Annotated in this window: 26 protein-coding genes and 1 other annotated feature; of the genes, 16 read left to right on the top strand and 10 right to left on the bottom strand. The window is 51.2% G+C overall.

Annotated features, from left to right (window positions below; genetic code table 11):
• Nucleotides 1-12 precede the first annotated feature (12 nt).
• From wcaK to ugd, 13 genes are all read left to right on the top strand, one after another.
• Nucleotides 13-1293, top strand: a complete 1281-nt coding sequence (gene wcaK, locus INF58_RS17810) for a colanic acid biosynthesis pyruvyl transferase WcaK (protein WP_193528212.1) — start codon at nucleotides 13-15, stop codon at nucleotides 1291-1293.
• Nucleotides 1290-2510, top strand: coding sequence for a colanic acid biosynthesis glycosyltransferase WcaL (gene wcaL, locus INF58_RS17805; protein ID WP_193528211.1), 1221 nt, complete (start codon nucleotides 1290-1292; stop codon nucleotides 2508-2510). Before wcaK ends, wcaL begins: the two co-directional genes overlap by 4 nt.
• Before the next feature lie 12 nt (nucleotides 2511-2522).
• A complete protein-coding gene (gene wcaM, locus INF58_RS17800) occupies nucleotides 2523-3914 on the top strand; it encodes a colanic acid biosynthesis protein WcaM (protein ID WP_193528210.1) in 1392 nt (463 codons plus the stop codon).
• A gap of 174 nt (nucleotides 3915-4088) precedes the next feature.
• The gene (galF, locus tag INF58_RS17795; protein ID WP_048244533.1) at nucleotides 4089-4985 is read left to right on the top strand and encodes a GalU regulator GalF; all 897 of its coding nucleotides are present in this window, start codon (nucleotides 4089-4091) and stop codon (nucleotides 4983-4985) included.
• Between the two features lie 331 nt (nucleotides 4986-5316).
• Nucleotides 5317-6591: a WzyE family oligosaccharide polymerase gene (locus INF58_RS17790; protein WP_193528209.1), complete on the top strand. Its 1275-nt coding sequence runs from the start codon at nucleotides 5317-5319 to the stop codon at nucleotides 6589-6591.
• On the top strand, nucleotides 6569-7630 hold the full coding sequence (locus INF58_RS17785; protein WP_226848101.1) for a glycosyltransferase family 4 protein: 1062 nt from the start codon (nucleotides 6569-6571) through the stop codon (nucleotides 7628-7630). Before INF58_RS17790 ends, INF58_RS17785 begins: the two co-directional genes overlap by 23 nt.
• On the top strand, nucleotides 7621-7998 hold the full coding sequence (locus tag INF58_RS21000; protein ID WP_227415121.1) for a hypothetical protein: 378 nt from the start codon (nucleotides 7621-7623) through the stop codon (nucleotides 7996-7998). Before INF58_RS17785 ends, INF58_RS21000 begins: the two co-directional genes overlap by 10 nt.
• Before the next feature lie 826 nt (nucleotides 7999-8824).
• Nucleotides 8825-9325: a PssD/Cps14F family polysaccharide biosynthesis glycosyltransferase gene (pssD, locus tag INF58_RS17775; RefSeq protein WP_193528208.1), complete on the top strand. Its 501-nt coding sequence runs from the start codon at nucleotides 8825-8827 to the stop codon at nucleotides 9323-9325.
• Nucleotides 9322-9789: a PssE/Cps14G family polysaccharide biosynthesis glycosyltransferase gene (pssE, locus tag INF58_RS17770; RefSeq protein WP_193528207.1), complete on the top strand. Its 468-nt coding sequence runs from the start codon at nucleotides 9322-9324 to the stop codon at nucleotides 9787-9789. The genes pssD and pssE overlap by 4 nt, the downstream gene beginning before the upstream one ends.
• 173 nt (nucleotides 9790-9962) lie before the next feature.
• Entirely contained in the window at nucleotides 9963-11369 is a 1407-nt protein-coding gene (gndA, locus tag INF58_RS17765; protein WP_063868360.1) for an NADP-dependent phosphogluconate dehydrogenase, read from the top strand.
• Between the two features lie 88 nt (nucleotides 11370-11457).
• Nucleotides 11458-12543: a dTDP-glucose 4,6-dehydratase gene (rfbB, locus tag INF58_RS17760; protein ID WP_193528206.1), complete on the top strand. Its 1086-nt coding sequence runs from the start codon at nucleotides 11458-11460 to the stop codon at nucleotides 12541-12543.
• On the top strand, nucleotides 12544-13425 hold the full coding sequence (rfbA, locus tag INF58_RS17755; RefSeq protein ID WP_063868362.1) for a glucose-1-phosphate thymidylyltransferase RfbA: 882 nt from the start codon (nucleotides 12544-12546) through the stop codon (nucleotides 13423-13425).
• Nucleotides 13426-13664: 239 nt separating this feature from the next.
• The gene (ugd, locus tag INF58_RS17750) at nucleotides 13665-14831 is read left to right on the top strand and encodes a UDP-glucose 6-dehydrogenase (RefSeq protein ID WP_131637794.1); all 1167 of its coding nucleotides are present in this window, start codon (nucleotides 13665-13667) and stop codon (nucleotides 14829-14831) included.
• Nucleotides 14832-14879: 48 nt separating this feature from the next.
• Here the strand turns inward: ugd and INF58_RS17745 are convergent, their stop codons facing one another.
• Nucleotides 14880-15884 (bottom strand): NAD-dependent epimerase, encoded by a 1005-nt coding sequence (locus INF58_RS17745; protein ID WP_193528205.1) that lies wholly within the window; start codon nucleotides 15882-15884, stop codon nucleotides 14880-14882.
• Between the two features lie 193 nt (nucleotides 15885-16077).
• Between INF58_RS17745 and wzzB the strand changes: the two genes are divergently transcribed.
• Complete coding sequence (gene wzzB, locus INF58_RS17740) at nucleotides 16078-17058, top strand: LPS O-antigen chain length determinant protein WzzB (protein WP_193528204.1); 981 nt, start codon at nucleotides 16078-16080, stop codon at nucleotides 17056-17058.
• Between the two features lie 38 nt (nucleotides 17059-17096).
• Here the strand turns inward: wzzB and hisIE are convergent, their stop codons facing one another.
• The 9 genes from hisIE to hisL all read right to left on the bottom strand — a co-directional run bounded on the left by hisIE (nucleotide 17097) and on the right by hisL (nucleotide 24313).
• On the bottom strand, nucleotides 17097-17708 hold the full coding sequence (gene hisIE, locus INF58_RS17735) for a bifunctional phosphoribosyl-AMP cyclohydrolase/phosphoribosyl-ATP diphosphatase HisIE (RefSeq protein WP_193528203.1): 612 nt from the start codon (nucleotides 17706-17708) through the stop codon (nucleotides 17097-17099).
• Nucleotides 17702-18478: an imidazole glycerol phosphate synthase subunit HisF gene (gene hisF / locus INF58_RS17730; RefSeq protein ID WP_063868365.1), complete on the bottom strand. Its 777-nt coding sequence runs from the start codon at nucleotides 18476-18478 to the stop codon at nucleotides 17702-17704. The genes hisIE and hisF overlap by 7 nt, the downstream gene beginning before the upstream one ends.
• Nucleotides 18460-19197, bottom strand: coding sequence for a 1-(5-phosphoribosyl)-5-[(5-phosphoribosylamino)methylideneamino]imidazole-4-carboxamide isomerase (gene hisA, locus INF58_RS17725; RefSeq protein ID WP_193528202.1), 738 nt, complete (start codon nucleotides 19195-19197; stop codon nucleotides 18460-18462). The genes hisF and hisA overlap by 19 nt, the downstream gene beginning before the upstream one ends.
• Nucleotides 19197-19787, bottom strand: coding sequence for an imidazole glycerol phosphate synthase subunit HisH (gene hisH / locus INF58_RS17720; protein ID WP_193528201.1), 591 nt, complete (start codon nucleotides 19785-19787; stop codon nucleotides 19197-19199). Before hisH ends, hisA begins: the two co-directional genes overlap by 1 nt.
• Nucleotides 19787-20854, bottom strand: coding sequence for a bifunctional histidinol-phosphatase/imidazoleglycerol-phosphate dehydratase HisB (gene hisB, locus INF58_RS17715; RefSeq protein WP_193033664.1), 1068 nt, complete (start codon nucleotides 20852-20854; stop codon nucleotides 19787-19789). The genes hisH and hisB overlap by 1 nt, the downstream gene beginning before the upstream one ends.
• Nucleotides 20851-21912, bottom strand: a complete 1062-nt coding sequence (gene hisC / locus INF58_RS17710; RefSeq protein ID WP_063868369.1) for a histidinol-phosphate transaminase — start codon at nucleotides 21910-21912, stop codon at nucleotides 20851-20853. Before hisC ends, hisB begins: the two co-directional genes overlap by 4 nt.
• The gene (hisD, locus tag INF58_RS17705; RefSeq protein WP_193528200.1) at nucleotides 21909-23213 is read right to left on the bottom strand and encodes a histidinol dehydrogenase; all 1305 of its coding nucleotides are present in this window, start codon (nucleotides 23211-23213) and stop codon (nucleotides 21909-21911) included. The genes hisC and hisD overlap by 4 nt, the downstream gene beginning before the upstream one ends.
• Before the next feature lie 5 nt (nucleotides 23214-23218).
• Nucleotides 23219-24118 (bottom strand): ATP phosphoribosyltransferase, encoded by a 900-nt coding sequence (gene hisG, locus INF58_RS17700; protein ID WP_006811208.1) that lies wholly within the window; start codon nucleotides 24116-24118, stop codon nucleotides 23219-23221.
• A 45-nt stretch (nucleotides 24119-24163) separates the two neighbouring features.
• Nucleotides 24164-24287, bottom strand: a sequence feature (His leader region).
• Nucleotides 24263-24313, bottom strand: a complete 51-nt coding sequence (gene hisL / locus INF58_RS17695; protein WP_099516347.1) for a his operon leader peptide — start codon at nucleotides 24311-24313, stop codon at nucleotides 24263-24265. Its footprint overlaps the feature before it by 25 nt.
• A gap of 173 nt (nucleotides 24314-24486) precedes the next feature.
• Between hisL and INF58_RS17690 the strand changes: the two genes are divergently transcribed.
• Both INF58_RS17690 and INF58_RS17685 read left to right on the top strand, forming a co-directional pair.
• Nucleotides 24487-25311, top strand: a complete 825-nt coding sequence (locus INF58_RS17690; protein WP_193528199.1) for an SDR family oxidoreductase — start codon at nucleotides 24487-24489, stop codon at nucleotides 25309-25311.
• Nucleotides 25312-25352: 41 nt separating this feature from the next.
• Nucleotides 25353-26282 (top strand): LysR substrate-binding domain-containing protein, encoded by a 930-nt coding sequence (locus INF58_RS17685; RefSeq protein ID WP_063868372.1) that lies wholly within the window; start codon nucleotides 25353-25355, stop codon nucleotides 26280-26282.
• Nucleotides 26283-26487 lie beyond the last annotated feature (205 nt).

The following is a 26487-nucleotide window of genomic DNA, read 5'->3' as shown; positions in this document are numbered from 1 at the left end:
TACGAGGCCATTATGAAATTACTTATTCTTGGCAACCATACCTGCGGCAACCGTGGCGACAGCGCCATCCTGCGCGGTTTACTGGATGCAATTAACACCCTTAAGCCTGAGACAGAAGTGGATGTGATGAGCCGTTATCCGGTCAGCTCATCCTGGTTACTCAACCGCCCGGTGATGGGCGACCCGCTCTACAGCCAGATGAAACAGCACAACAACGCTGCGGGCGTGATGGGGCGCGTGAAGAAAGTGCTGCGTCGTCGCTACCAGCATCAGGTGCTGCTTTCCCGCGTCACCGATACCGGCAAGCTGCGCAACATTGCCATCGCGCAGGGCTTTACCGATTTCGTGCGTCTGCTGTCTGGCTATGACGCCATTATTCAGGTGGGCGGCTCGTTCTTCGTTGACCTGTACGGCGTGCCGCAGTTTGAGCATGCGCTTTGCACCTTTATGGCGAAAAAGCCGCTGTTTATGATCGGCCACAGCGTCGGGCCATTCCAGGATCCGCAGTTTAACCAGCTGGCGAACTATGTCTTCGGCCACTGCGACGCGCTGATCCTGCGTGAATCGGTCAGCCTCGACATGATGAAGCGCAGCGAAATCGACACCACCAAAGTGGAGCACGGCGTAGACACCGCCTGGCTGGTTGATCATCAGAATGACAGCTTCCAGGCCAGCTACGCGGTACAGCACTGGCTGGACGTGGCGGCACAGCAGAAAACCGTCGCCATTACCCTGCGTGAACTCGCCCCGTTTGATAAACGCCTCGGCACGACCCAGGCGGCGTACGAAAAAGCCTTTGCCGACGTAGTCAACCGCGTGCTGGACAGCGGTTACCAGGTGCTGGCGCTCTCAACCTGTACCGGTATCGACAGCTACAACAAGGATGACCGCATGGTGGCGCTGAACCTGCGCAACCTGGTGAACGATCCGTCCCGCTACCACGTGGTAATGGACGAGCTGAACGACCTGGAGATGGGCAAGCTGCTCTCCGCCTGCGACCTGACCGTGGGCACGCGTCTGCACTCGGCGATTATCTCGATGAACTTCGGCACGCCGGCCATCGCCATCAACTACGAGCACAAGTCCGCGGGCATTATGCAGCAGCTCGGTATGCCGGAAATGGCCGTCGATATTCGTCATCTGCTGGACGGATCGCTGGGTGCAATGGTGGGCGACACGCTCGGCCAGCTGCCTGCGATCAACGAGCGTCTGGCGGTGGCGGTGAAAGCCGAACGCGAAAAGGGCATTGGGATGGTGAAATCCGTCCTCGACCGCGTCCGGGAGGGGAAATGAAGGTTGGTTTCTTCTTACTGAAATTCCCGCTGTCGTCTGAAACTTTCGTGCTGAACCAAATCACCGCGTTTATCGATATGGGATATGACGTGGAGATTATCGCCCTGCAAAAGGGCGATACGCAGAACACCCATGCGGCGTATACCCAGTATGGGCTGGAGGCGAAAACCCGCTGGTTGCAGGACGAACCCGCCGGACGGATGAACAAACTGCGCCATCGCGCCGGCCAGACGCTGCGCGGCCTGCATCGCGCATCGACCTGGCGGGCGCTGAATATGTCGCGCTACGGGGCGGAGGCCCGTAACCTGATCCTCTCCGCCATTTGCGGGCAAACGGCCCAGCCGTATCGCGCCGACGTCTTTATCGCCCACTTCGGACCGGCAGGCGTAACCGCCGCGAAACTGCGCGAGCTGGGGGTGATTGAGGGCAAAATCGCCACCATTTTCCACGGTATCGACATTTCCAGCCGGGAAGTGCTGAACCACTACACGCCGGAATATCAGCAGCTGTTTCGCCGTGGCGACATGATGCTGCCGATAAGCGATCTGTGGGCCGGACGCCTGAAAACCATGGGCTGCCCGAGCCACAAAATCACCGTTTCACGCATGGGCGTGGATATGGAACGCTTCACCCAGCGACCAGTCAAGGTGCCGGGCAAGCCGCTGCAAATTATCTCTGTGGCCCGTCTGACCGAAAAGAAAGGGCTGCACGTGGCCATCGAGGCCTGTCGCCAGCTGAAGGCGCGCGGCGTGGACTTCCACTACCGCATCCTGGGTATCGGACCGTGGGAGCGTCGTCTGCGCACGCTGATTGAGCAGTATCAGCTGGAAGACGTGGTCGAGATGCCCGGCTTTAAGCCGAGCCATGAAGTGAAGGCTATGCTCGATGACGCCGATGTGTTTCTGCTGCCCTCCGTGACGGGCGCCGACGGCGATATGGAAGGCATTCCCGTGGCGCTGATGGAGGCGATGGCGGTCGGCATTCCGGTGGTTTCGACGCTGCACAGCGGGATCCCGGAGCTGATCACCTCTGAACATTCCGGCTGGCTGGTCCCCGAAAACAACGCGCTGGCGCTGGCGGACCGTCTGGCCGCGTTCAGTGACATCGATCGGCAGACGCTGATCCCCGTGCTGCAAAATGCGCGGCAAAAAGTTGAAGCAGAATTCAATCAGCAGGTGATTAATCGCCAGTTAGCGAGCCTGCTGCAAACGCTGTAACGCTGAGGTTGTATGCTGAAAAAGATTACCCGACGCCGATTTGTCTCTTCATTATCCGTCCTGGCCGCCATGCCGCTGTTGTCGCCCCGCGCTGCGCGGGCGGCGACCGGGAAGACGGTTTCTGTCGATCGCTACAACAATAACGACTGGATCGCCGCCTTTAAGCAGGCCTTTACCGAGGGCGATACCGTTGTTGTTCCCGCCGGGTTAACCTGTGAAAACATCAATACCGGCATTTTTATTCCTGATGGCAAAACCCTGCTGATCCGCGGCGCGCTGAAGGGCAACGGACGCGGACGGTTTGTGCTTCAGGAAGGCTGCAAGGTCATTGGGGAAGGAGAAGGGCGCACGCATAACATCACGCTGGACGTGCGTGGCTCCGACTGCGTCATTAAAGGGCTGGCGATGAGCGGCTTCGGCCCCGTCACCCAGATCTACATTGGCGGTAAAAAGCCGCGAGTGATGCGTAACCTGCTTATCGATCGCCTCACCGTGAGCCAGGCCAACTACGCCATTCTGCGCCAGGGATTCCATAATCAGGTGGACGGTGCGCGCATTACCAACTGTAAGTTCAGCCATTTGCAGGGTGACGCGATAGAGTGGAACGTGGCGATTAACGACCGCAACATCCTGATCTCTGACCACGTCATCGATAACATCAACTGCACCAACGGCAAGATCAACTGGGGCATAGGCATCGGGCTTGCCGGCAGCACCTATGATAACGACTATCCGGAAAAGCAGACCGTTAAAAACTTCGTTGTGGCAAATATCACCGGCAGCAACTGTCGGCAGCTGGTCCATGTCGAAAACGGTAAACACTTTGTGATCCGTAATATCAAGGCCAGCAATATCACCCCGGACTTCAGTAAAAAGGCCGGAATTGATAACGCGACGGTAGCTATTTATGGCTGTGATAATTTCGTTATTGATAATGTCGATATGGTAAACAGCGCCGGAATGTTAATCGGGTATGGCGTGATTAAGGGCGATTATCTGTCGATACCGCAAAACTTCAAGCTTAACGATATTCATCTGGATAACCGACAGCTTGCCTATAAGCTGCGCGGAATTCAGATTTCTTCAGGCAATGCCACGTCGTTTGTCGCCATTACCAACGTTGAGATGCAGCGGGCCACGCTGGAGCTGCACAACAAACCGCAGCACCTTTTCTTGCGCAATATCAATGTGATGCAGGAGTCTACGACGGGGCCCGCCCTGAAGATGAACTTCGACCTGCGCAAAGACGTGCGCGGGAAGTTTATGGCTAAAAACGAGACGCTGCTGTCGCTCGCGAACATAAAAGCGGTTAATGAAAAGGGGCAGAGCTCGGTGGATATTGATCGGGTCGATCAACACGTGGTGAATACGGAACGGTTGAATTTTGCGCTGCCGCACAGGTAATCACACAGGCTATTTTGCGACTATTCCTGGAACAGAATCGCGATCTATTCAGATTACAACTACTGTAATTTGTGGTGGGGTGACCTAGGATTACGTCATATTTACGGCAAAACATGCTGGCGAAAACAGGTTTAAAAGCTATAATTCGTCAACCATTTTAAGGTGGAAGAAATAATGATTAATTTGAAAGCAGTCATACCGGTAGCGGGTCTGGGCATGCACATGTTGCCAGCCACAAAGGCCATTCCTAAAGAGATGCTGCCGATCGTTGACAAGCCGATGATTCAGTACATCGTCGACGAGATTGTTGCTGCGGGGATCAAAGAAATCGTTCTGGTAACGCACTCTTCAAAGAATGCGGTAGAGAACCACTTCGACACCTCTTATGAACTCGAAGCGCTGCTTGAGCAGCGCGTTAAGCGTCAGCTTCTGGCAGAAGTTCAGTCTATCTGCCCTCCTGGCGTGACCATCATGAACGTGCGTCAGGCACAGCCGCTGGGCCTGGGACACTCCATCCTGTGCGCGCGCCCGGTCGTGGGTGACAACCCGTTCATCGTGGTTCTGCCGGATATCATCATTGATACCGCCTCTGCCGATCCGCTGCGTTACAACCTGGCGGCAATGGTGGCACGCTTCAACGAAACGGGCCGCAGTCAGGTGCTGGCGAAACGTATGAAGGGCGATCTCTCTGAGTACTCTGTCATCCAGACTAAAGAGCCGCTGGAGACGGAAGGGCAGGTGAGCCGTATCGTTGAGTTTATCGAAAAACCCGATCAGCCGCAGACCCTGGACTCCGACCTGATGGCGGTAGGCCGTTATGTGCTGAATGCGGATATCTGGGCTGAGCTGGAAAAAACCGAGCCGGGTGCCTGGGACCGTATCCAGCTGACCGATGCGATTGCTGAGCTGGGGAAAAAGCAATCCGTTGATGCCATGCTGATGACCGGTGACAGCTATGACTGCGGTAAGAAAATGGGGTATATGCAGGCGTTTGTGAACTACGGTCTGCGTAACCTGAAGGAAGGGGCGAAGTTCAGAAGCCGGATTGAGAAGCTGCTTAAAGAGCACTAAACCTTCGGTATACACCCGCATAGTATCAATCTAAGGTGGTAAGCGTTCACAATGGATAGAACGCTACCGCCTTTTAATGTTTCTGACACAGGCAAGGGCGTTTTAGTACGATCGTCTATAACTTTTTGCTTGTTTCTAAACGAGATACGTCAGACAATTATCCGCATATTTTAGGAACCGGAACTGCGTATTCGGCGTTCAAAAATTTGTTATAGAATATAAGCATGTTGGTAGCTTAGGAGCCAAGGGCGGTAGCGTGGCCCGACCATGTTGAGCGCTGTGGCTCATTCCCTTTATTAGTAATGCTAATATTTTACCTAAAGGCAGATTGATGGCATCTCTGTATTTTTTACTTCCTCTTTTATATATTATTTGCACCATATACTTTATAAAAGGCGTATATATTCGCGTTTTTACTATTTTCTACTTTGTGGTGAATTTTGTATATTATCTATCTGTCTGGATACAGGGTATTCCGCTAGAGGAGGAATATACTCAGGTATTCTGGTTCTCATTCTTAAGCTTATTCGCAATCCATTTGTCGTATTTTATAACACCAATAAAAGTGTCCTCACGGTATAATCATTCAGATGATTTATCTAACTTATGGTTCAGAAGTATTAACTCAAGAATATTTGTCGTTTGCGGTCTGATTTTATATATTTTTGCTTTGATGATCTATGTAAAAAATAATGGTGTGGCATTTGGCGGTGGTTACGAAGCTCGTCTTGAACAAAATTCTGGTGGCGGCCTTTCGATTATTCTAATGTACGCATTTGTGCCTTCCTCAATTGTATTCTTTCTTCGTAAACCAACTAAGCTACGCTTTATATTGGCAACCGCATTGGCTATTTTCTGTGGTTCTGTTTACTATTATGTTATAGGCGGCTCAAGAAATGTAATGGGCGCGGCGGTTCTTGCTATAACTTATTTTGCCTATGAGAGAAAAGTACTTCGTATAAATGAAATAGCAATACTATCAGCATGTTGCTGTGTAGCGTTAATTGTATTAGGTGCTTTACGTTATGGGTCCAGTCTTGATGACGTCATTAGTATGATCCTGTCTGGTTCATCGGTCATGATTTCATTCGCCCTGGATTCTTTCTCTCCGATTTATGCAATAAAAGATATTATTGAATATATTGATAAAACAGGGAATATTCAGTACTTTTCTACCTTCTTCAATGAGTTTGCGATTATTGTTCCTCGTTTTTTATGGGAGTCAAAACCGATTAACTTTTTGAATAACGGCTATTTTTATACAACCTATATCCTAAATATGGATACGCAGTTGACCATATCACCAACGATTGTAGGTAGCTTTATCATTATGTTTGGCACAACTTGGTTTTGGCTTTGGGGACTTATTACAGGAAGTACATTAAAACTCATTGACGCAGTAACCAAAAAAACCAGGATGATTACGATAAAGATTACCTTTATAACCTGCATTGGCTACTGCTTCTTTTGGGTGCGTGACGGTTTAGAAGTGTTTATGTATATCTCATTTAAATTCTTTTTATGCGTAATGATCATTAAAGCGATTAGCACGATAGGTGGGTGTTTATTGAAAATGCCTTCGAATGAAAATTTTGCTCATAAGTAATATGTATCCAGGTCCGGATACGCCACATCTGGGCGGGTTCGTTAAAAACGCAGCTGATTCGTTGCGTAATAATGGACATGAAATTGAATTGTGTGTTCTTAATAAAATTTCTAAAAGCAAAGTTACTAAAATTTATAACTACCTTGTTTTTTATATCTCCATTTTGGCTAAAGTTCTTTTGACCAAAAGTGATTGTCTTTATTTACACTATGCGTCTCATTGCTATCTGCCGGTAAAAATTGGAAATTGCGTAAGAAGAAAAAAAATTGTGGTGCACGTACACGGTGGTGACGTTAAGCGGCTTAACGGAACCAGCGGCATGTTCTTTCGTATAAAAAAGGCTATTGTGTCCAACGCGTTGAAAAACGCAGTAAAAATAGTGTTTCCCTCAAAGTCTTATCTGGACTTTACCAAAAAAGAGTATCAACTCGATGAACTTAAATGTGCAATAAGCCCCTCTGGCGGCGTTAATACCCAACTCTTTACGTTCAAAAACCGTGAATTCGGTGTTCCGCTTAAACTGCTTTTTGCTGGACGACTCATCAAGAGTAAACGTGTGGATCTGGCAATACAGGCAATTGAAAACCTGTCCGACCACGATAAAAGTAAAATTCATTTAACTATTGTTGGTGATGGTCCAGAACTGAGTTCGTTAGTTAAAAGTGCAGCTCATTTACCAAATATTCAATTTTCTCCTGCCGTAGGGCACGTTCGCTTGGCTGAAATTTTTCAGGAACATGATGTGCTAATCTATCCTTCAGAAAGTGAAAGCCTCGGACTGGTTCCTTTAGAGGCGATGGCTACGGGGATGATTCCACTTTTAAGTAATATCCCCTCTTTCAACGAGTTTGTCGATAATAACCAAAACGGTTTTATTGTTTATGAGGATGGACACTATAAAAATAAAATTGAGCAGATGCTCAATATGTCATCACAAACGCTTCAAGCGATGTCTCATCAGGCTCAGCAAACGGTCTTGAACAGCTATACGAATGAAATAGCGCAAACAAAGCTGCTTGAGGCGTTTAAATGTCTATAATTAATAAATTGATTTGGCTTGGATATACTGTATCTTCTGGAGCAGCAAGGGTTGTGATCTTCTTCTTATTGACTCTTGTGTTTGTCCAAAAAGACATTGCGCTCTTTGCTGTTTATTATTCATTTTTAACTGTTGCAGTGATTTTCCTCGGCCAGGGCCTTGGTACAACGCTTATTAAAGACGGCTCTGAAGTGAGCATGAAATACTTTAATTACGTTTTACTCCTTAGTATTGCAGCAGCCTCGATTATTACCTTAGCGTTGGCGACTCCAACGCTAGACTTAAATTCAATTGATACTTTAATATTCGCCGGCTCTCTTGCATGCCTGGCTATCAACCAAATCTTTCGGTATTATTTTATTTATTAGAAAAAAGCACTGCCCGGCTTAATTTATGATTCGCTTGCGTTGATTCTTTTCGCGGTAGGTATGCTGCTGTGCAAACTACATCTTGTCTCTTTAAAACCTCTTGATATTTTCTTCCTGGCTTACTTTATCGCGACAATCATTAATCAAATTATTTACCATGTATATGTTAAGCGAGCGTGGATAACCGTATCTGATAGCAAGGCTTTTAATAGACTGGATTGGAAGTTCTCCCTAAATGTTGGCTTCGTGGGGCTCATTTCTACAGGGATCGTTTTTCTTTTACCTTACTTTTCGCGAGAGATACTTCCCGATGAATCAATGTCGGTTCTGGGGCTCACTATTAGCATAATTGGGATTATATCTGTCTTCTCACGTGCATACATGAACTACTTTTATCGAGAGTTGGTAGAGTGTGCTAAGTCCAAAGAAGAAAAAGTTTATCGCGCGATCAATAAAAAAGTTATTATCATATCAGCGCTTGTATGCTTTGGTAGCATTCTGCCATTAATCTATTATGTTAAAATGTCGCTTTCCTACGTTACCTTTAATGAAATAATGGCAATCGTCGTGCCTGTAATGCTTTTTACTCTCTCTTCGCAACTATCATTAGTTCAGTCAAATATAATCTTATTCCTTGGCAAAGAAAAAATCTCACTGATATTTAACTTTTTTGTATTTATTGTGGTTTTGTCATTGTTTTTAGTATGGCAATACTTCATTACTATTTCGGTGATATATCTTATCCCAGTAATGTCTTTATTCCTGATGGTTTTATATTTAATCAGATACGCTTATTTTAGAACCCTGATCAGGACGGCTTTTAAGAATGGAGAAGCAGTTTAACATGAACAAAGAGGATAGCGCTTTATTCATTTACGGCGAGGGAGGACACCGATCCCAGATGAACAGATTGATGAAAAGAATTGGTGGAGATATAAATAAAAATAAAATCAGTCTCTCAGATTATAAAATTAAGGAAGAGTGGTCTGATAAACATTATGTCACTCGTGAATTTAGAAATAAATACTCAACATTTACTAGTGTGCTTCGCTTCAATCAGTTACATCAGATCAAGGTCTGTCTACAGATCCACAAAACTCATCGAATAAAAGTGGTCGTTTCAACTGGACCCGGTGTAGCTCTTATTCCCGCTTTTTATTTTAAATATATCGTCGGCGCAAAAATAATTCATCTCGAAACATGGTCCAGATTCGAAACGAAGTCCTTCACTGGTAGAATCATGTCTTTAATTGCGGATGAGTTTTATGTGCAGCATAAGACGCTTTTAAAACAGTATAAAAAAGCCAAATTTTCCGGAGTGCTATGAAAATTTTAGTGACCGTAGGCACCACTCGGTTTGATAAACTTATCAAGCAAATTGCATCAATTTCAGCGCTTCCACATATGGCCAACCATTTTTTTATGTGTCAAAAGGCGAATGGCCTGTCAAACCCGGAAACGAAAAATTACAAGGAAGTTGAATTTATTCAATCTATTGAAAATGAATATTCTAAATATGATCTTGTAATCAGTCATGCAGGCGCTGGATCAATATTTTCTCTATTAGATCACGAGAAGAAAATCATCATTGCCCCAAATTTAGATCGTTTAGATAAGCATCAATCTGATATTGCTAAGTATATGGGTGAAAAGGAGTTTGCAATGATTTGTTGGGATATCGACGATCTCGAAAATCTAATCATTAATGCAAGTTCTTTCCAGCCAAAGAAATTTGAGCTAGTGCGATTTTTTAAGAATGATGAGTTTATTGACCATATAAATAACGCGTGATAGTGCTCGTTCGCTATAGTCATTTAATAAAATTTGCAGGTAACTTTTGATCATAAAAAATAGTTAATGCTTTTTGAAATTATTTGATAACGACTTTAGTATTGTTTAGAGTTATGAGAAGTGATTCCCAAGCCGCTATCATTCGCGGCGACCACACCTGACAGGAGTATGTAATGTCCAAGCAACAGATCGGCGTTGTCGGTATGGCAGTGATGGGGCGCAACCTGGCGCTCAACATCGAAAGCCGTGGTTATACCGTCTCCGTTTTCAACCGCTCCCGTGATAAGACCGAAGAAGTCATTGCTGAGAATCCAGACAAGAAACTGGTTCCTTTCTACACGGTTAAAGAGTTCGTTGAGTCTCTGGAAACACCTCGTCGTATCCTGTTAATGGTGAAAGCGGGCGCAGGTACCGATGCAGCCATCGACTCCCTGAAACCGTATCTGGATAAAGGCGACATCATCATTGATGGCGGTAATACCTTCTTCCACGACACCATCCGTCGTAACCGTGAACTGTCTGCTGAAGGCTTTAACTTTATTGGCACCGGCGTATCCGGCGGTGAAGAGGGCGCCCTGAAAGGTCCATCCATTATGCCTGGTGGACAGAAAGAAGCGTACGAACTGGTCGCGCCAATCCTGACCAAAATCGCAGCAGTTGCTGAAGATGGCGAGCCGTGCGTGACCTATATCGGTCCTGACGGTGCTGGTCACTATGTGAAGATGGTTCACAACGGCATCGAATACGGTGATATGCAGCTGATTGCTGAGGCATACTCCCTGCTGAAAGGTGGCCTGAATCTCTCCAACGAGGAACTCGCAGAGACCTTCACCGAGTGGAACAAAGGCGAGCTGAACAGCTACCTGATCGACATCACCAAAGATATCTTCACCAAGAAAGATGAAGAAGGTAAATATCTAGTTGATGTGATTCTGGATGAAGCGGCAAACAAAGGTACCGGTAAATGGACCAGCCAGAGCTCTCTGGATCTCGGCGAGCCGCTGTCCCTGATCACTGAATCCGTTTTCGCGCGTTATATCTCTTCTCTGAAAGAGCAGCGCGTTGCGGCATCCAAAGTGCTGTCCGGCCCGCAGGCTAAACCAGCCGGTGACAAAGCTGAATTCGTTGAAAAAGTCCGTCGTGCACTGTACCTGGGTAAAATCGTCTCTTACGCGCAGGGCTTCTCTCAGCTGCGCGCAGCGTCAGATGAGAACAACTGGGATCTGAACTATGGCGAGATTGCGAAGATTTTCCGTGCCGGCTGCATCATTCGCGCTCAGTTCCTGCAAAAAATCACCGATGCCTATGCTGAAAATGCGGGTATCGCCAACCTTCTGCTGGCGCCTTACTTCAAGCAGATTGCAGACGACTATCAGCAGGCGCTGCGTGATGTCGTTGCCTACGCCGTGCAGAACGGTATCCCGGTTCCAACCTTCTCCGCTGCGGTGGCGTATTACGACAGCTATCGTGCTGCCGTACTGCCAGCAAACCTGATTCAGGCACAGCGTGACTACTTTGGTGCGCATACCTATAAGCGTACCGATAAAGAAGGTGTGTTCCACACCGAATGGCTGGATTAATATTTGGTTAGCCATGCCATCAAGCCCGGTAGCGATACCGGGCTTTTTTATCTTGCCCGTCCACTTACTATTTAATGGAATAGATTGCGTGAAAATTCTAGTTACTGGCGGCGCCGGTTTTATCGGTTCCGCGGTTATCCGACATATTATTAGCAATACTCGGGATAGCGTTGTTAACGTTGATAAATTGACCTATGCCGGTAATCTGGAATCCTTGCGTAAAGTGAGTGATAGCGAGCGCTATGTTTTTGAGCATGCAGATATATGTGATAAAGAGGCAATGGCGCGTATTTTTGCTACCCATCAGCCTGATGCGGTAATGCACCTGGCTGCCGAGAGCCATGTCGATCGTTCTATTACCGGGCCCGCTGCGTTTATTGAAACCAATATCGTTGGCACGTATATCCTGTTAGAAACAAGCCGTGCTTACTGGTCTTCACTGGACGAGGCAGCAAAATCTACCTTCCGTTTCCATCACATTTCAACTGATGAAGTTTATGGCGATCTGCCACATCCTGATGAATGTCATGATTCTTCCCCTTTACCGCTGTTTACCGAAAAAACTGCATACCAGCCAAGTAGCCCTTATTCAGCGTCAAAAGCGTCCAGCGATCATTTAGTTCGTGCCTGGATACGCACCTATGGTTTACCGGGGATTGTGACGAATTGTTCAAATAACTACGGGCCCTACCACTTTCCTGAAAAGCTGATTCCTCTCGTCATTTTGAATGCGCTGGATAATAAATCATTGCCGATTTACGGTAAGGGCGATCAAATCCGTGACTGGTTATACGTTGAGGATCATGCTCGTGCGCTGTATACGGTTCTCACCAAGGGTAAACCGGGAGAAACGTATAATATCGGCGGTCATAACGAGAAGAAGAATATTGAGGTCGTCCAGACCATTTGCGATCTGTTAGACGAAATGGTACCGAAAGAAACATCTTACCGCGCGCAAATTACCTATGTGGCAGACCGTCCTGGACACGACAGACGTTATGCAATTGATGCCCATAAAATTAGCGACGAGCTCGGATGGACTCCTGTGGAAACCTTTGACAGCGGCATTCGTAAAACGGTTGAGTGGTATTTGAATAACCAGGAGTGGGTTTCGAACGTGAAAAGCGGCGCCTATAAGAGCTGGATTGAGCAAAATTATGGGGAGCGGAACTGAATGACGAAACGTAAAGGTATTATATTAGCTGGCGGATCGGGTACACGTCTTTATCCCGTCACAATGGCCGTAAGTAAGCAATTGTTGCCAATTTACGATAAACCAATGATCTATTATCCACTCTCTACGCTCATGCTGGCAGGTATACGGGATATTCTGATTATCAGCACGCCTCAGGACACTCCCCGTTTTGAGCAACTGCTCGGAAACGGTAGCCAGTGGGGATTGCATATCCAGTACAAAGTGCAGCCGAGCCCGGATGGCCTTGCTCAGGCGTTTATTCTGGGTGAAGAGTTCATCGGTGAGGATAATTGTGCGTTGGTATTAGGCGATAACATTTTCTACGGACACGATCTTCCTCGCCTGCTTGAAGGCGCTGCAAGCCAGCAAGAGGGGGCGACCGTCTTCGCCTATCACGTCAGCGACCCCGAACGCTATGGCGTCGTTGAGTTTGATAAAGACGGTACCGCGATTGGCCTTGAGGAAAAACCTCAACAGCCCAAGAGTAATTATGCAATAACCGGTCTCTATTTTTACGACAACGATGTTATTGAGATGGCCAAAAGTTTAAGCCCGTCCGATCGTGGTGAACTGGAAATTACCGACATCAACCGCATCTATATGCAGCAGGGACGATTGTCCGTCGCGATGATGAGACGCGGTTACGCCTGGCTGGATACCGGCACGCACCAAAGTATGATTGAGGCGAGCAATTTTATTGCCACTATCGAAGAGCGACAGGGTCTCAAGGTTTCTTGCCCTGAAGAGATCGCATTCCGTCGAGGCTTTATCGATGCTGAACAACTTCGTGTGCTTGCTGAGCCACTGAAGAAGACTGGATATGGTCAATATCTGCTGAATCTGACCAAGGGATTAGTCTGATTTGACGCAGTAAGCACTATTCATCTGCGGACTGCCGAGTGCCCCTTAAGGTCTTATTGTCGCTGAAAAACAGGTGCTTTGCTTAGTGTAGTGATAAGCCGTTTTGATGAGCAAAAACATTTTTCAAAAAACCTGAAACCTTGACAGTGAATGAGTATTAGCGCTAAAAAACTCCTAGTTAATCATTGTGGTGGCCGTTATATGGCTATCAAAAACTCAAACGTGTAGAAGTCAAACAAATGAAAATAACCATCTCCGGAACAGGCTATGTTGGTCTCTCAAACGGTATCCTGATTGCACAGAACCATGAAGTGGTTGCACTGGATATCGTGCAGGCAAAAGTGGACATGCTTAACCAGAAGAAGTCCCCAATCGTCGATAAAGAGATTGAAGAATACCTGGCGACCAAACCGCTGAACTTCCGCGCTACCACGGATAAAGAAGATGCATACCGCGATGCGGATTACGTCATCATCGCCACGCCAACCGACTACGACCCTAAAACCAACTACTTCAACACCTCTACCGTTGAAGCGGTGATTAAAGACGTTACGGCAATCAACCCTAACGCAGTGATGATCATCAAGTCGACGATTCCAGTGGGCTTCACCAAATCGATTAAAGAAGAGTTGGGTATTGATAATGTCTTCTTCTCGCCGGAATTTCTCCGCGAGGGCAGGGCGTTATACGATAACCTGCACCCATCCCGTATCGTGATTGGCGAGCGTTCCGAGCGTGCGGAGCGTTTTGCTGCATTACTTCAGGAAGGCGCAATCAAAAAAGACATTCCGGTGCTGTTCACCGATTCCACCGAGGCAGAGGCGATAAAGCTTTTCGCTAATACCTATCTGGCCATGCGTGTGGCCTACTTCAACGAGCTGGACAGCTATGCTGAGAGCTTAGGTCTGAATACCCGTCAGATCATCGAGGGTGTGTGTCTTGACCCGCGTATTGGTAACCATTACAACAACCCGTCATTTGGCTACGGCGGTTACTGCCTGCCAAAAGATACCAAGCAGCTGCTGGCAAACTATCAGGCGGTCCCGAACAACCTGATTTCCGCCATTGTGGACGCGAACCGCACGCGTAAAGACTTCATCTCGGATTCCATTCTGGCGCGCCAGCCGAAAGTGGTGGGCGTGTATCGCCTGATCATGAAGAGCGGTTCCGATAACTTCCGCGCCTCTTCCATTCAGGGCATCATGAAGCGTATTAAGGCGAAGGGCGTGCAGGTCATTATTTATGAACCGGCGATGCAGGAAGACGAGTTCTTCCACTCTCGCGTCATTCGCGACCTGGATGCGTTCAAGAAAGAAGCGGACGTCATTATCTCTAACCGCATGGCGGAAGAGCTCGCGGATGTGAAGGATAAAGTCTATACGCGCGATTTGTTCGGCAGTGACTGATTAAAGCTGTGATATAAAAAAACCCGGCATTTTGCCGGGTTTTTTGTTTTAAACGTTATAGAAGTTGCGGTACCAGTCGACGAAGTTTTTCACGCCTTCTTTAACGGAGGTCTGTGGCTTAAACCCAATGACGTCGCACAGCGCTTTAGTATCCGCGCTGGTCTCCAGTACGTCACCCGGCTGGATCGGCATCATATTTTTCACCGCTTCTTTGCCCATCGCCTCTTCAAGCGCAGTAATATAATCCATCAGTTCGACAGGTGAACTGTTACCGATGTTATACACGCGATACGGGGCAGAGCTGGTTGCCGGCGAACCGGTTTCGACTGTCCAGTCGGCATCGGCCTGAGGAATGACGTCCTGCAAGCGAATAATTGCCTCTGCAATATCATCGATATAGGTGAAGTCACGTTTCATCTTACCGTAGTTGTATACGTCGATGCTGTTGCCTTCAATCATAGCTTTGGTGAATTTGAACAGCGCCATATCCGGGCGTCCCCACGGGCCATATACGGTAAAGAAGCGCAGGCCAGTGGTCGGCAGGTTGTACAGATGCGAATAGGTATGCGACATCAGCTCATTGGCTTTTTTGGTTGCCGCATACAGGGATACCGGGTGGTCCACGGAGTCGTCAGTAGAAAACGGCATCTTACGGTTGAGGCCGTAAACGGAACTGGATGACGCATACAGAAGATGCTGAACCTTGTTATGGCGACAGCCTTCCAGCACGTTCAGGTGACCTACCAGGTTAGCATCCGCGTAGGCATGCGGGTTTTCCAGCGAGTAACGCACACCCGCCTGTGCAGCAAGATGGATCACGCGGTCAAACTTCTCATCAGCGAAGAGGTTTGCCATGCCCTCGCGGTCCGCTAAGTCCAGCTTATGGAAGGTGAAATTCACGGATTTGAGCAGTTCGAGGCGAGCGAGCTTGAGGTTCGGATCATAGTAATCATTCAGGTTATCAATCCCAACAACCTTATGTCCTGCATCAAGCAGGCGCTTGCTGACATGAGAACCGATAAAGCCCGCCGCGCCAGTTACCAGAAATTTCATAGCTTCCCTCATTCACAGTGTTCTTGTTGATGCCCCAGAGCATCAGAATCCGACTATGATAGCGCGTCGCCTTGAACTTACATAACCCATCTTTCCGATATAACTCATCGGATTCTTATAGAAAATTCTTCAGCAACAGATACACTAAGGGAACAAGATTATTTTTGCCCTTTTTTCATCTGTTAGGGATTGTATGACGCAAAACAACAATAACCTGGTCGCACGTAACAATGACCCGGAGCAAATTGATTTACTTGATGTAATGTTACAGCTGTGGCGTGGTAAGTGGATGATAGGGGCTTTTATTGCTGCTTTTATCGTTCTTGCTGGCGTTTACATCACTGTAGCCAAAGAGAAATGGACGTCATCTGCCATCATAGCCCAGCCTGATGCGGCTCAAATTGCCACCTATTCCAATGCATTGAATATCCTCTATGGCGGGGCAGCACCTTCCATGTTGGACATTCAGAATCGTGCTATTGGTCGTTTTAATTCCTCCTTCTCGGCATTAGCTCAGGCGCTGGAGAATCAGGAAGATCCGGAAAAACTGACTATTGAGCCTACCGTTAAAGGACAAAGTTTGCCTTTAACCGTTAGCTATCAGGGCGAATCCGCTGAAGCCGCTCAAAAGCAATTAGCGCAATACATCCAGCAGGTTGACGAGCAGACGGCAAAAGAACTGACGCTTGACCTCAGAGACAATCTCAAGCAGCAGATTACCACCCTGAACGACTCCCTCCAGAACCAGGAGAAGGTCGCACAGGAGCAAAAAGACCTGCGTATCAAGCAGATTACCGAGGCGCTGAAGAATGCAGAAGCTGCGAAGATCAGCACCCCGCAGCTTCAGCAGACTCAGGATGTTACTCAGGAAACCATGTTCCTGTTAGGTACCGTAGCGCTGAAATCAATGGTTGATAACGAAGCGTCTCGCCCCCTGGTGTTCTCAGGCGCTTACTACCAAACGAAACAGAATTTGCTGGATATTCAGAACCTCAACGTTAACCCAGAGACTATTCACGTCTATCGTTACGTTATGAAGCCAAATCTGCCTATCCGACGCGACAGCCCGAAAATTGCTATTACCCTCATCCTTGCCGTTCTCCTCGGTGGGATTATCGGTTCTGGTGTCGTCCTTGGCCGTAACGCGCTGAGGAACTACAAACCAAGATCCTGATTTACAGATAAAAAAAGACCGGGTTTCCCCGGTCTTTTTTATTTATGCCGTTTCCGCAAATTCTCAATCACCGTCGTTAAATCCAGCTCCTGATCCTGAAGCAGCACCAGCAGGTGATACATCAGATCCGACGCTTCGTTCGTCAGCTCCTCACGGTCATGCACGGTGGCCGCCAGCGCCGTTTCAACGCCTTCCTCACCCACTTTCTGCGCAATCCGTTTGGTGCCGCTGGCGTACAGCTTCGCCGTGTACGAGCTCTCAGGATCCGCTGATTTACGCTCTGCCAGCAGTTGTTCCAGCTGATAGAGGAACAGCCACTGGTGGCTCGCCTCGCCGAAGCAGCTGCTGGTGCCTTTATGGCAGGTTGGCCCAATCGGGTTGACCAGCACCAGCAGGGTGTCGTTGTCGCAGTCTGGCGTAATGCTGACCACGTTCAGGAAATGACCCGAGGTTTCCCCTTTTGTCCACAGGCGCTGTTTGGTGCGCGAGAAAAACGTCACCTTGCCGCTGTCGATGGTTTTCGCCAGCGCCTCCTGGTTCATGTATCCCAGCATCAGCACTTCGCCTGAAACGGCATGCTGTACAACTACCGGCAGTAATCCGTCAGTTTTTTCCCATTCCAGCTGCGCCTGTTGTTGTTCTGTTAACATACCCTGATCTCCACGCCCTGGTCGGCCAGGTACGTTTTTAACTCACCAATATTGATAATCTGTTTGTGGAACACGGAAGCGGCCAGCGCGCCGTCCACGTTCGCATCTCGGAAGGCTTCCAGGAAGTGTTCCATGGTGCCCGCGCCGCCGGAGGCAATCAGCGGAACCTGGCACACCGCGCGCACCTTTTTCAGCTGCTCCAGGTCGTAACCGTTACGTACGCCGTCCTGGTTCATCATGTTCAGCACAATCTCACCCGCGCCGCGTTTTTGCACTTCCTGCACCCAGTCCAGCGTCTCCCACTGGGTTACGCGCGTGCGGCTTTCGTCGCCGGTGTACTGGTTGACGTGATATTTGCCCGTCGCGGCATCAAACCAGGTGTCGATCCCGACGACGATACACTGCACGCCAAAGCGATCCGCCAGACGCGTAATCAGCTCCGGGTCGGCCAGGGCAGGGGAGTTAATGGAAATTTTGTCTGCACCGAAAGAGAGAATTTTCGCCGCATCGTCAGCAGATTTAATTCCGCCCGCCACGCAGAAGGGAATATCAATTACTTCTGCCACGCGCGCCACCCAGCTTTTGTCCACCACGCGGCCATCGCTGGAGGCGGTGATATCGTAAAATACCAGCTCGTCTGCACCTTCATCGGCATAGCGTTTAGCCAGCGGAACAATGTCGCCAATGATCTCATGGTTGCGGAACTGCACGCCTTTCACAACCTGACCGTCACGCACATCCAGGCAGGGAATTATCCGTTTTGCCAGCATTGAATCGCCTCCTTCACCGTAAATTTGTCTTCCAGCAGCGCACGACCTACGATCACGCCGCGCACGCCGGTTCCGCGCAGAGCGGCGATATCCGCCAGGTCGCCGATACCGCCAGAGGACTGAAACGCCACTTGCGGATAACGCGCGCAAACCTCTTCATACAGCGAGACGTTAGAGCCTGCGAGCGTACCATCGCGTGAAATATCCGTGCACAGCACGTGCTTCAGCCCCACGGGGAGATAAATTTCGACCAGCTCTTCCAGCGTGACGCCGGAGTTTTCCTGCCAGCCGCTGACCGCGACCTGCTTGTTACCCTGCTCGTCGATGCGCACATCCAGCGCCAGCACCAGCGCATCCGCGCCGAAGCGGCGGAACCAGCCCTTGACCATCTCAGGATCTTTTACGGCAGTCGAGCCGACCACCACGCGCGCCACGCCCGCGTCCAGTAAGGCTGCAACATCGGCTTCCGTACGCACGCCGCCGCCCACCTGCACCGGGACGTCCACGCCAGCCACCAGCTTTTTGAGCAGTGGGATCTGGCGCTTCGCCGGATCTTTCGCGCCGGTGAGATCGACCAGGTGCAGCACCTCAGCCCCCTGGGCAGCATAAGCCTGTAAGCGCGGCAGCGGATCGTTACCGTAGTCGCGCTGCTGTCCATAATCGCCCTGATGGAGACGAACAACCGTGCCGTCAATTAAATCTAAAGCGGGAATTATCATCACATCTCCAGGAAATTTTTCAGCAGCTGCGCGCCGGCAGCACCAGAGCGTTCCGGGTGAAACTGCACGCCGTAAAAGTTATCTTTTTGCACCGCAGCGGTGAACGCTTCGCCGTAATTGCACTGGGCGATGGTGAAGGTATTTACGGGCATGGCGTAGCTGTGGACGAAGTAGAAGTACGCACCGTCTTCGATACCCTGGAACAGCCTGTTGCCCGCTTTCGGATAAACGCGGTTCCAGCCCATGTGCGGCAGCGGCAGGCCGTGGTCGGTCATTTTCGGCACGTCTTCTTCTATAATGCCCAGCAGATCGACGCCGTTGCTCTCTTCGCTGCGGCGGCCAAGCAGCTGCATGCCGAGGCAAATGCCCAGCACCGGTTGAGTACAGGCTTTGATAAGATCCACCAGCTCGCGCGCGTGGATCTGATCCATCGCCGCCTGAGCGGTGCCCACGCCCGGCAGAAAAAGTTTATCCGCGCGCAGCACCACGTCCGGGTCGCGGCTCACTACCGGCTCGTAGCCGTGGCGCATAATCGCCGACCGTACGGAGTTCAGGTTGGCGCATCCGGTATCCAGAATCACCACGTTCATTACAGCACTCCTTTCGACGAGGGAAGGGCATCACCTTCAACGCGGATCGCCTGGCGCAGGGTACGGCCAAAGGCTTTGAACAGGCTCTCGACGCGGTGGTGATCGTTTTTGCCTTTGGTTTTCAGGTGGAGCGTCAGGCCCATGGTGTAAGAAAGTGAGCGGAAGAAGTGCTCCACCATTTCGGTGCTGAGATCGCCCACGCGCTGGTAGGTAAAGTCGGCTTTGTATTCCAGGTGCGGACGCCCGGAGATATCCATCGCGCAGCGCGCCAGGCACTCGTCCATCGGCAGGACAAATCCAAAACGGTTGATGCCGCGCTTGTCGCCGAGCGCCAGCTTCAGGGCTTCGCCCAGCGCCAGGCCGGTATCTTCCACGGTGTGGTGATCGTCGATATACAGGTCGCCCTTAACGGCGATCTCCATGCGGAAGCCGCCGTGGGTGGCGATTTGGTCCAGCATGTGGTCGAAGAAACCGACGCCGGTGTGGATCTTGCTGCCGCCTTCGCGATCGAGCCAGACCTTCACGTCGATCTGCGTCTCTTTCGTGTTGCGTTCCACGTGCGAATAGCGGTCGCGTTTGGTCAGCTGCTCGCCAATCATCGCCCAGTTAAGTGCGTCCCGGCTGTAGCGCAGGCCCGCAATGCCCATGTTTTCCGCCAGCGTGATGTCCGTGACGCGATCGCCAATCACATAGCTGTTGGCTTTATCCAGCGCCTCTTCGGCCAGATAGCGTTCAACAAGCTTCACTTTTGGCTTACGGCAGTCGCATTCGTCGGCAGGCATGTGCGGGCAGATCAGCACCTCGTCGAAGGCGATGCCCTGAGAGGTCAGCACCTGCATCATCAGGTTGTGCGGGCCGTCAAAGTCCGCCTGCGGAAAACTGTCGGTGCCCAGACCATCCTGGTTGGTGATCATCACCAGCTTATAGCCCGCTTGCTGAAGCTTCAGCAGCACCGGGATCACGTCGGGTTCAAACGCCAGCTTGTCGAAACGATCGACCTGAAAATCGCTGGGTGGCTCCGATATGAGGGTGCCGTCACGATCGATAAAGAGATACTTCTGACTCATACTTTCTCCGCTTTCAGGGCGTCAATCACGCGCTGGCTCTCCGCGCGGGTGCCGACGGTAATACGCAGGCAGCCGCTCAGGGTAGGTTGTTTATTCTGGTCTCGTAAGATAATGCCCTGATCCCACAACGATTTAAATATCGCGCTTGAGGCGGTGAAGCGCACCAGGATGTAGTTGGTTTCCGAGTCGAACACCTGCTCCACGCACGGAATCGCTTTCAGGGCCTCGACAAGATACTGACGCTCTTCCAGGATCTGCGCCACGCGCTCGCGCATCGCGCTGATGCCCTGCGGAGCCAGCGCCTGTGCCGCAATATCGGCAACCGGCGTCGAGAGCGGATACGGGGCGATCACTTTCAGCAGCAGGTCGATAACCGCTTTATTCGCCAGCGTAAACCCGCAGCGAAGGCCGGCAAGGGCGAACGCTTTCGACAGGGTACGCAGCACGACGAGATGCGGATACTCTTCAAGCCAGCCGGCAAGCGTGGCCTGCGGGCAAAACTCAATATAGGCTTCGTCGGCCACGACCAGCGCTTTGCCGCGCGTCATTTCCAGCAGGGCACGAATATCCTGCGGATTGATAATCTGCCCGGTCGGGTTGTTAGGGCTACAGACAAACACCACCTTCACCCCGTCGAGGTTATCGGCGATGCCCTGCAAATCCAGCTGCCAGTTGTCCAGCGCCTGCACGTTGCGGCAGGCCACACCGAAGGTTTCGGCGCTGACGCTGTACATGCCGTAGGTCGGCTGGCAGTACATCACCGCATCTTTACCCGGCTCGCAGAACGCGCGGATCAGCAGCTCGATCCCTTCATCCGCCCCGCGGCTGACCAGCACCTGCTCAGGCTTCACGCCCGCGTACTGCGCGTAGTTCTCGATCACCGCTTTTGGCTGACACTCCGGGTAGCGGTTCAGCGTCTGCTGCGACAGCTCAAAGGCCACCGCCGTGGGATATTCGTTGGCGTTCAGCCAGACGTCGCCGTTCCCGCCCAGACGACGCGCAGACTGATAGGGCGTCAGGCGACGGACATTTTCGCGGGCTAATTCTTCGATGTTCATGCTTGCTCCTTCAGGGCGGCAACGCGCAGCGTCACGGCATTTTTGTGGGCAGTCAGGCGCTCGGCGGCGGCCAGGGTTTCAATGGTCGACGCCAGCGAGGCAAACCCTTCGCGGGAGAGTTCCTGCACGGTCATGCGCTTCTGGAAATCCGCCAGCCCCAGGCTGGAGCAGGTTGAGGTATAGCCATACGTCGGCAGCACGTGGTTGGTGCCGGAGGCGTAATCCCCGGCGGATTCTGGCGACCAGTCGCCGAGGAACACCGAGCCTGCGCTGGTAATGCTGTCGACCAGATCGCGCGCGTTGCGGGTCTGAATGATCAGGTGCTCAGGGCCGTACTGATTAGAGATGGCGATGCACTGGTCGAGATCGCGGGCCACAATCAGGCGGCTGGCAGACAGCGCCTGACGCGCTGTTTCCGCACGCGGCAGGTCGGCCAGCTGGCGCTCAACGGCTTCGCCCACGCGTTTCGCCATGTCGGCATCCGGCGTCAGTAAAATCACCTGCGAGTCCGGTCCGTGCTCGGCCTGCGAGAGCAGGTCAGAGGCGACGAAATCCGGCGTTGCGCCGCTGTCGGCAATCACCAGCACCTCAGACGGACCGGCAGGCATATCAATGGCCGCGCCGTCCAGACGCTGGCTGACCTGGCGCTTCGCTTCGGTCACATACGCATTACCCGGACCAAAAATTTTGTCGACTTTGGGAATGGACTCGGTCCCGAACGCCAGGGCGGAAATCGCCTGCGCACCGCCGACTTTATACACCGCCTGCACGCCGCAGAGTTTTGCCGCATATAAGATCTCATCGGCGATCGGTGGCGGAGAGCAGAGCACCACGTTCTGACAGCCGGCAATGCGCGCCGGGGTGGCCAGCATTAATACAGTCGAAAACAGCGGGGCGGAGCCGCCGGGAATATACAGGCCGACGGACGCCACCGGGCGCGTCACCTGCTGGCAGCGCACGCCGGGCAGGGTTTCCACATCCACCGCCTGCAATGTCTGCGCGGTGTGGAAGGTATCTATATTTTTCACCGCGACGGCCATCGCCTGCTTGATGTCGTCACCAAGACGACTGCTGGCATCAATGATTTCCTGCTCGGTAACCCGTAGCGCGCCGACTTCGGTTTTATCAAACTTCGCGCTGTATTCACGCAGGGCGTCATCGCCACGGGCCTTGACGTTATCGAGGATCTCCGCCACGGTGCGGGTGATGCTCTCCGAGGCGGAGATTGCCGGGCGCATCAGCAATTCGCGCCGTTGCGCGTCGCTACAGGTATTCCAGTCGATGATTGTGTTAAAGCTCATGGTCGTTACTCCATCATCTTCTCAATTGGCAGCACCAGAATGGAGCTTGCGCCCAGCGCCTTCAGTTTTTCCATGGTTTCCCAGAACAGGGTTTCGCTGCTGACCATGTGCATCGCCACGCGCTGCTGGTCGCCCGCCAGCGGCAGAATGGTGGGGCGCTCTGCGCCCGGCAGAAGGGCAATGACTTCCTCGAGACGCTCGGTTGGCGCATGCATCATGATGTATTTGGATTCACGCGCCTGAATCACGCCCTGAATGCGGGTCAGCAGTTTGTCGATGAGCTGCTGTTTGGCCTCGGCCATCTCACCGTCGCGCTGGATAAGGCACGCTTTGGAGCGGTAAATCACCTCCACTTCGCGCAGGCCGTTCGCTTCCAGCGTGGCGCCGGTAGAGACGAGGTCACAGATGGCATCGGCCAGGCCCGCGCGCGGCGCCACTTCAACGGAGCCGTTCAGCAGACAGGATTTAAACTGCACGCCTTTTTGATCGAGGTAACGCTTCAGCAGGTGAGGATAAGAGGTGGCGATACGTTTGCCGTTCAGCGCGGCCGGGCCGTCCCAGGCTTCATCGACCGGCGTGGCCAGCGACAGGCGGCAGCCGCCGAAGTCCAGACGACGCAGGGTAAAGTAGCGCGGATCTTCGCCCTGCGCGCGGCGGGTTAATAGCTCTTCTTCCAGTACGTTTTCGCCGATGATGCCGAGGTCAACGACGCCATCCATCACCAGGCCCGGGATATCGTCATCACGTACGCGCAGAATGTCGATCGGCATATTTTCAGCCAGGGCAATCAGGCGCTGGGTGTGCAGGTTGATTTTAATCCCGCAGCGGGCCAGCAGTTCGCGTGAATCATCGCTTAAACGGCCTGATTTCTGAATAGCTATGCGTAAACGTGAGTTATCTAACATTCTGTGTTCCTCGTTAACCTGTTTTAACCTGTCTGAATGCGGTCCAAAAAAAAGCCCCCGGAAGATGATCTTCCGGGGGCTTTTTCATGCGTTCATGCACCACTGGAAGATCCAAACGTCTTCCAGCACACATCGCCTGAAAGACTAGTCAGGATGATGGTGATGATGGTGGTTTTTAAAAGGAACGCGTGTCATATAAATTCTCGTTGAATGCTTATGCATTTGATGTCTTTTAACCTAAACCAGTTATACGCCATAAAGCAAGGGCTTTTTTTGATCATTAATTCATTTCATATTGATGGTATGAATTGTGCGTTCCACCAGGCTGGCGTAGCCTTATAACAGGGGTAGTTAAGCGGAGAATGTACATGAAAAAGGTCGCGATTGTCGGGTTAGGGTGGTTAGGAATGCCGCTGGCGATGTCATTAGCCGCGAAAGGCTGGCAGGTGACAGGGAGTAAGACCACCCGAGATGGGGTTGAAGCGGCACGCATGTGCGGCATTGACGGTGTCGAGCTGCGCCTCGAACCCGAGCTTATCTGCGATACCGACGAGCTGGACGAACTGATGAATGTGGATGCGCTGGTCATAACCTTACCGGCGCGACGCAGCGGGCCGGGCGAGACGTTTTACTTGCAGGCGGTGCAGGAGATAGTCGACAGCGCCCTGGTGCATCATATTCCGCGTGTCATTTTTACCAGCTCGACCTCCGTCTATGGCGATATCGACGGTACGGCGAAGGAGAACACCGAGCGCCGTCCGGTGACCGCCAGCGGTCGGGTACTGAAAGAGCTGGAAGACTGGCTGCACAATCTGCCCGGCACGCAGGTGGATATTTTACGTCTGGCCGGACTCGTGGGGCCGGGGCGCCATCCGGGGCGCTTCTTTGCCGGTAAATCCGCGCCGGATGGTCAGCACGGGGTTAACCTTGTGCATCTTGAAGATGTTGTCGGCGCAATAGAATTGCTTTTACAGGCTCCGAAAGGGGGGCACATCTATAATATATGTGCGCCTTCGCACCCGCCGCGCAGCACCTTTTATCCGCTGATGGCCCGCCAGCTTGGCCTGGCGCCGCCGGTGTTCAGTGATGCGCAGGGGGAACGCAAAGGCAAAATTATTGATGGCAATCGTATTTGCCATGAACTGGGATTTGAGTATCAGTATCCCGATCCGCTGGTTATGCCCATGGAATAACTGCATCAGCGGAGACAATCGCACACCGCAAGGGGGCGAAGATGAAACCGCTGCTGGATGTTCTTGTTATTCTGGATGCTCTTGAAAAAGAGGGGAGCTTTGCCGCCGCCTCGGCGAAGCTCTATAAAACGCCTTCGGCTCTGAGCTATACCGTGCAAAAGCTTGAGAGCGATCTTAATATCCAAATCCTTGACCGTTCCGGGCATCGCGCGCGATTCACCCGTACAGGGCAGATGCTGCTGGAAAAAGGGCGTGACGTGCTGCATGCGGTGCGCGAGCTGGAAAAGCAGGCCGTTAAGCTTCACCAGGGCTGGGAAAACGAGCTGGTGATTGGGGTTGATGATACTTTCCCTTTTTCACTGCTTACCCCGCTTATCGAGGCGTTTTATCAGCGCCATAGCGTCACGCGCCTGGTTTTTATCAACGGCGTGCTGGGCGGTTCATGGGACGCCCTGACCCAGGGCAGGGCGGATATTATCGTTGGAGCCCTGCACGAGCCTCCTCAGCTGAGTGAATTTGGTTTCGCCCGGCTGGGCGTGCTGGAGCAAATTTTTGCCGTTGCGCCTCATCATCCGCTGGCAAATGAACCGGAGCCAGTTTCAAGACGCGTCATCAAAAACCATCGCGCCATTGTGGTGGGAGACAGCTCGCGTCCCGAGTGCGGTATTTCATCGCAGCTTCTGGATGAGCAGGAGGCCATCACCGTTTTTGATTTTAAAACCAAGCTGGAGCTGCAAATAAGCGGCCTCGGGTGCGGTTACCTTCCCCGTTATTTAGCCCAGCGGTTTATAGAAAGCGGCGCGCTGGTGGAAAAACAGGTTTTAGCGCAGAGCAGTAACGAATCGGTATGGGTAGGCTGGAATGAACAGACCGCCGGGCTTGCCAGCGCCTGGTGGCGAGACGAAATTTTAGCAAATAGTGCTATCGCGACAGTTTACACTCAGGCTGATGATGGTAAATCAACCAGTTAGAAAAATTATTTTATGGGCTCGTTTCTCAATGTATTGCCTTTTGTATCTTGAATAGGGCAAAATGCCGCCGCTGCAAACAAATAAATAATCGACGATATAAAAGGCGTCGGTTATTTTTTTTTGCATGTACGAAACGAAACTAAAAACCAAGAGGCCGGGCTTCGTACCGGATAGATACTTACTAAAATCCGACAGTTGTTGTCGC

Origin of the sequence: Enterobacter cloacae complex sp. P24RS (assembly GCF_014982165.1) — a bacterium.
In the GTDB taxonomy this organism is placed as follows: domain Bacteria; phylum Pseudomonadota; class Gammaproteobacteria; order Enterobacterales; family Enterobacteriaceae; genus Enterobacter; species Enterobacter quasihormaechei.
Note: the sequence above shows the minus strand (reverse complement) of the source record. Positions and strands in the feature narration are given on the sequence as shown.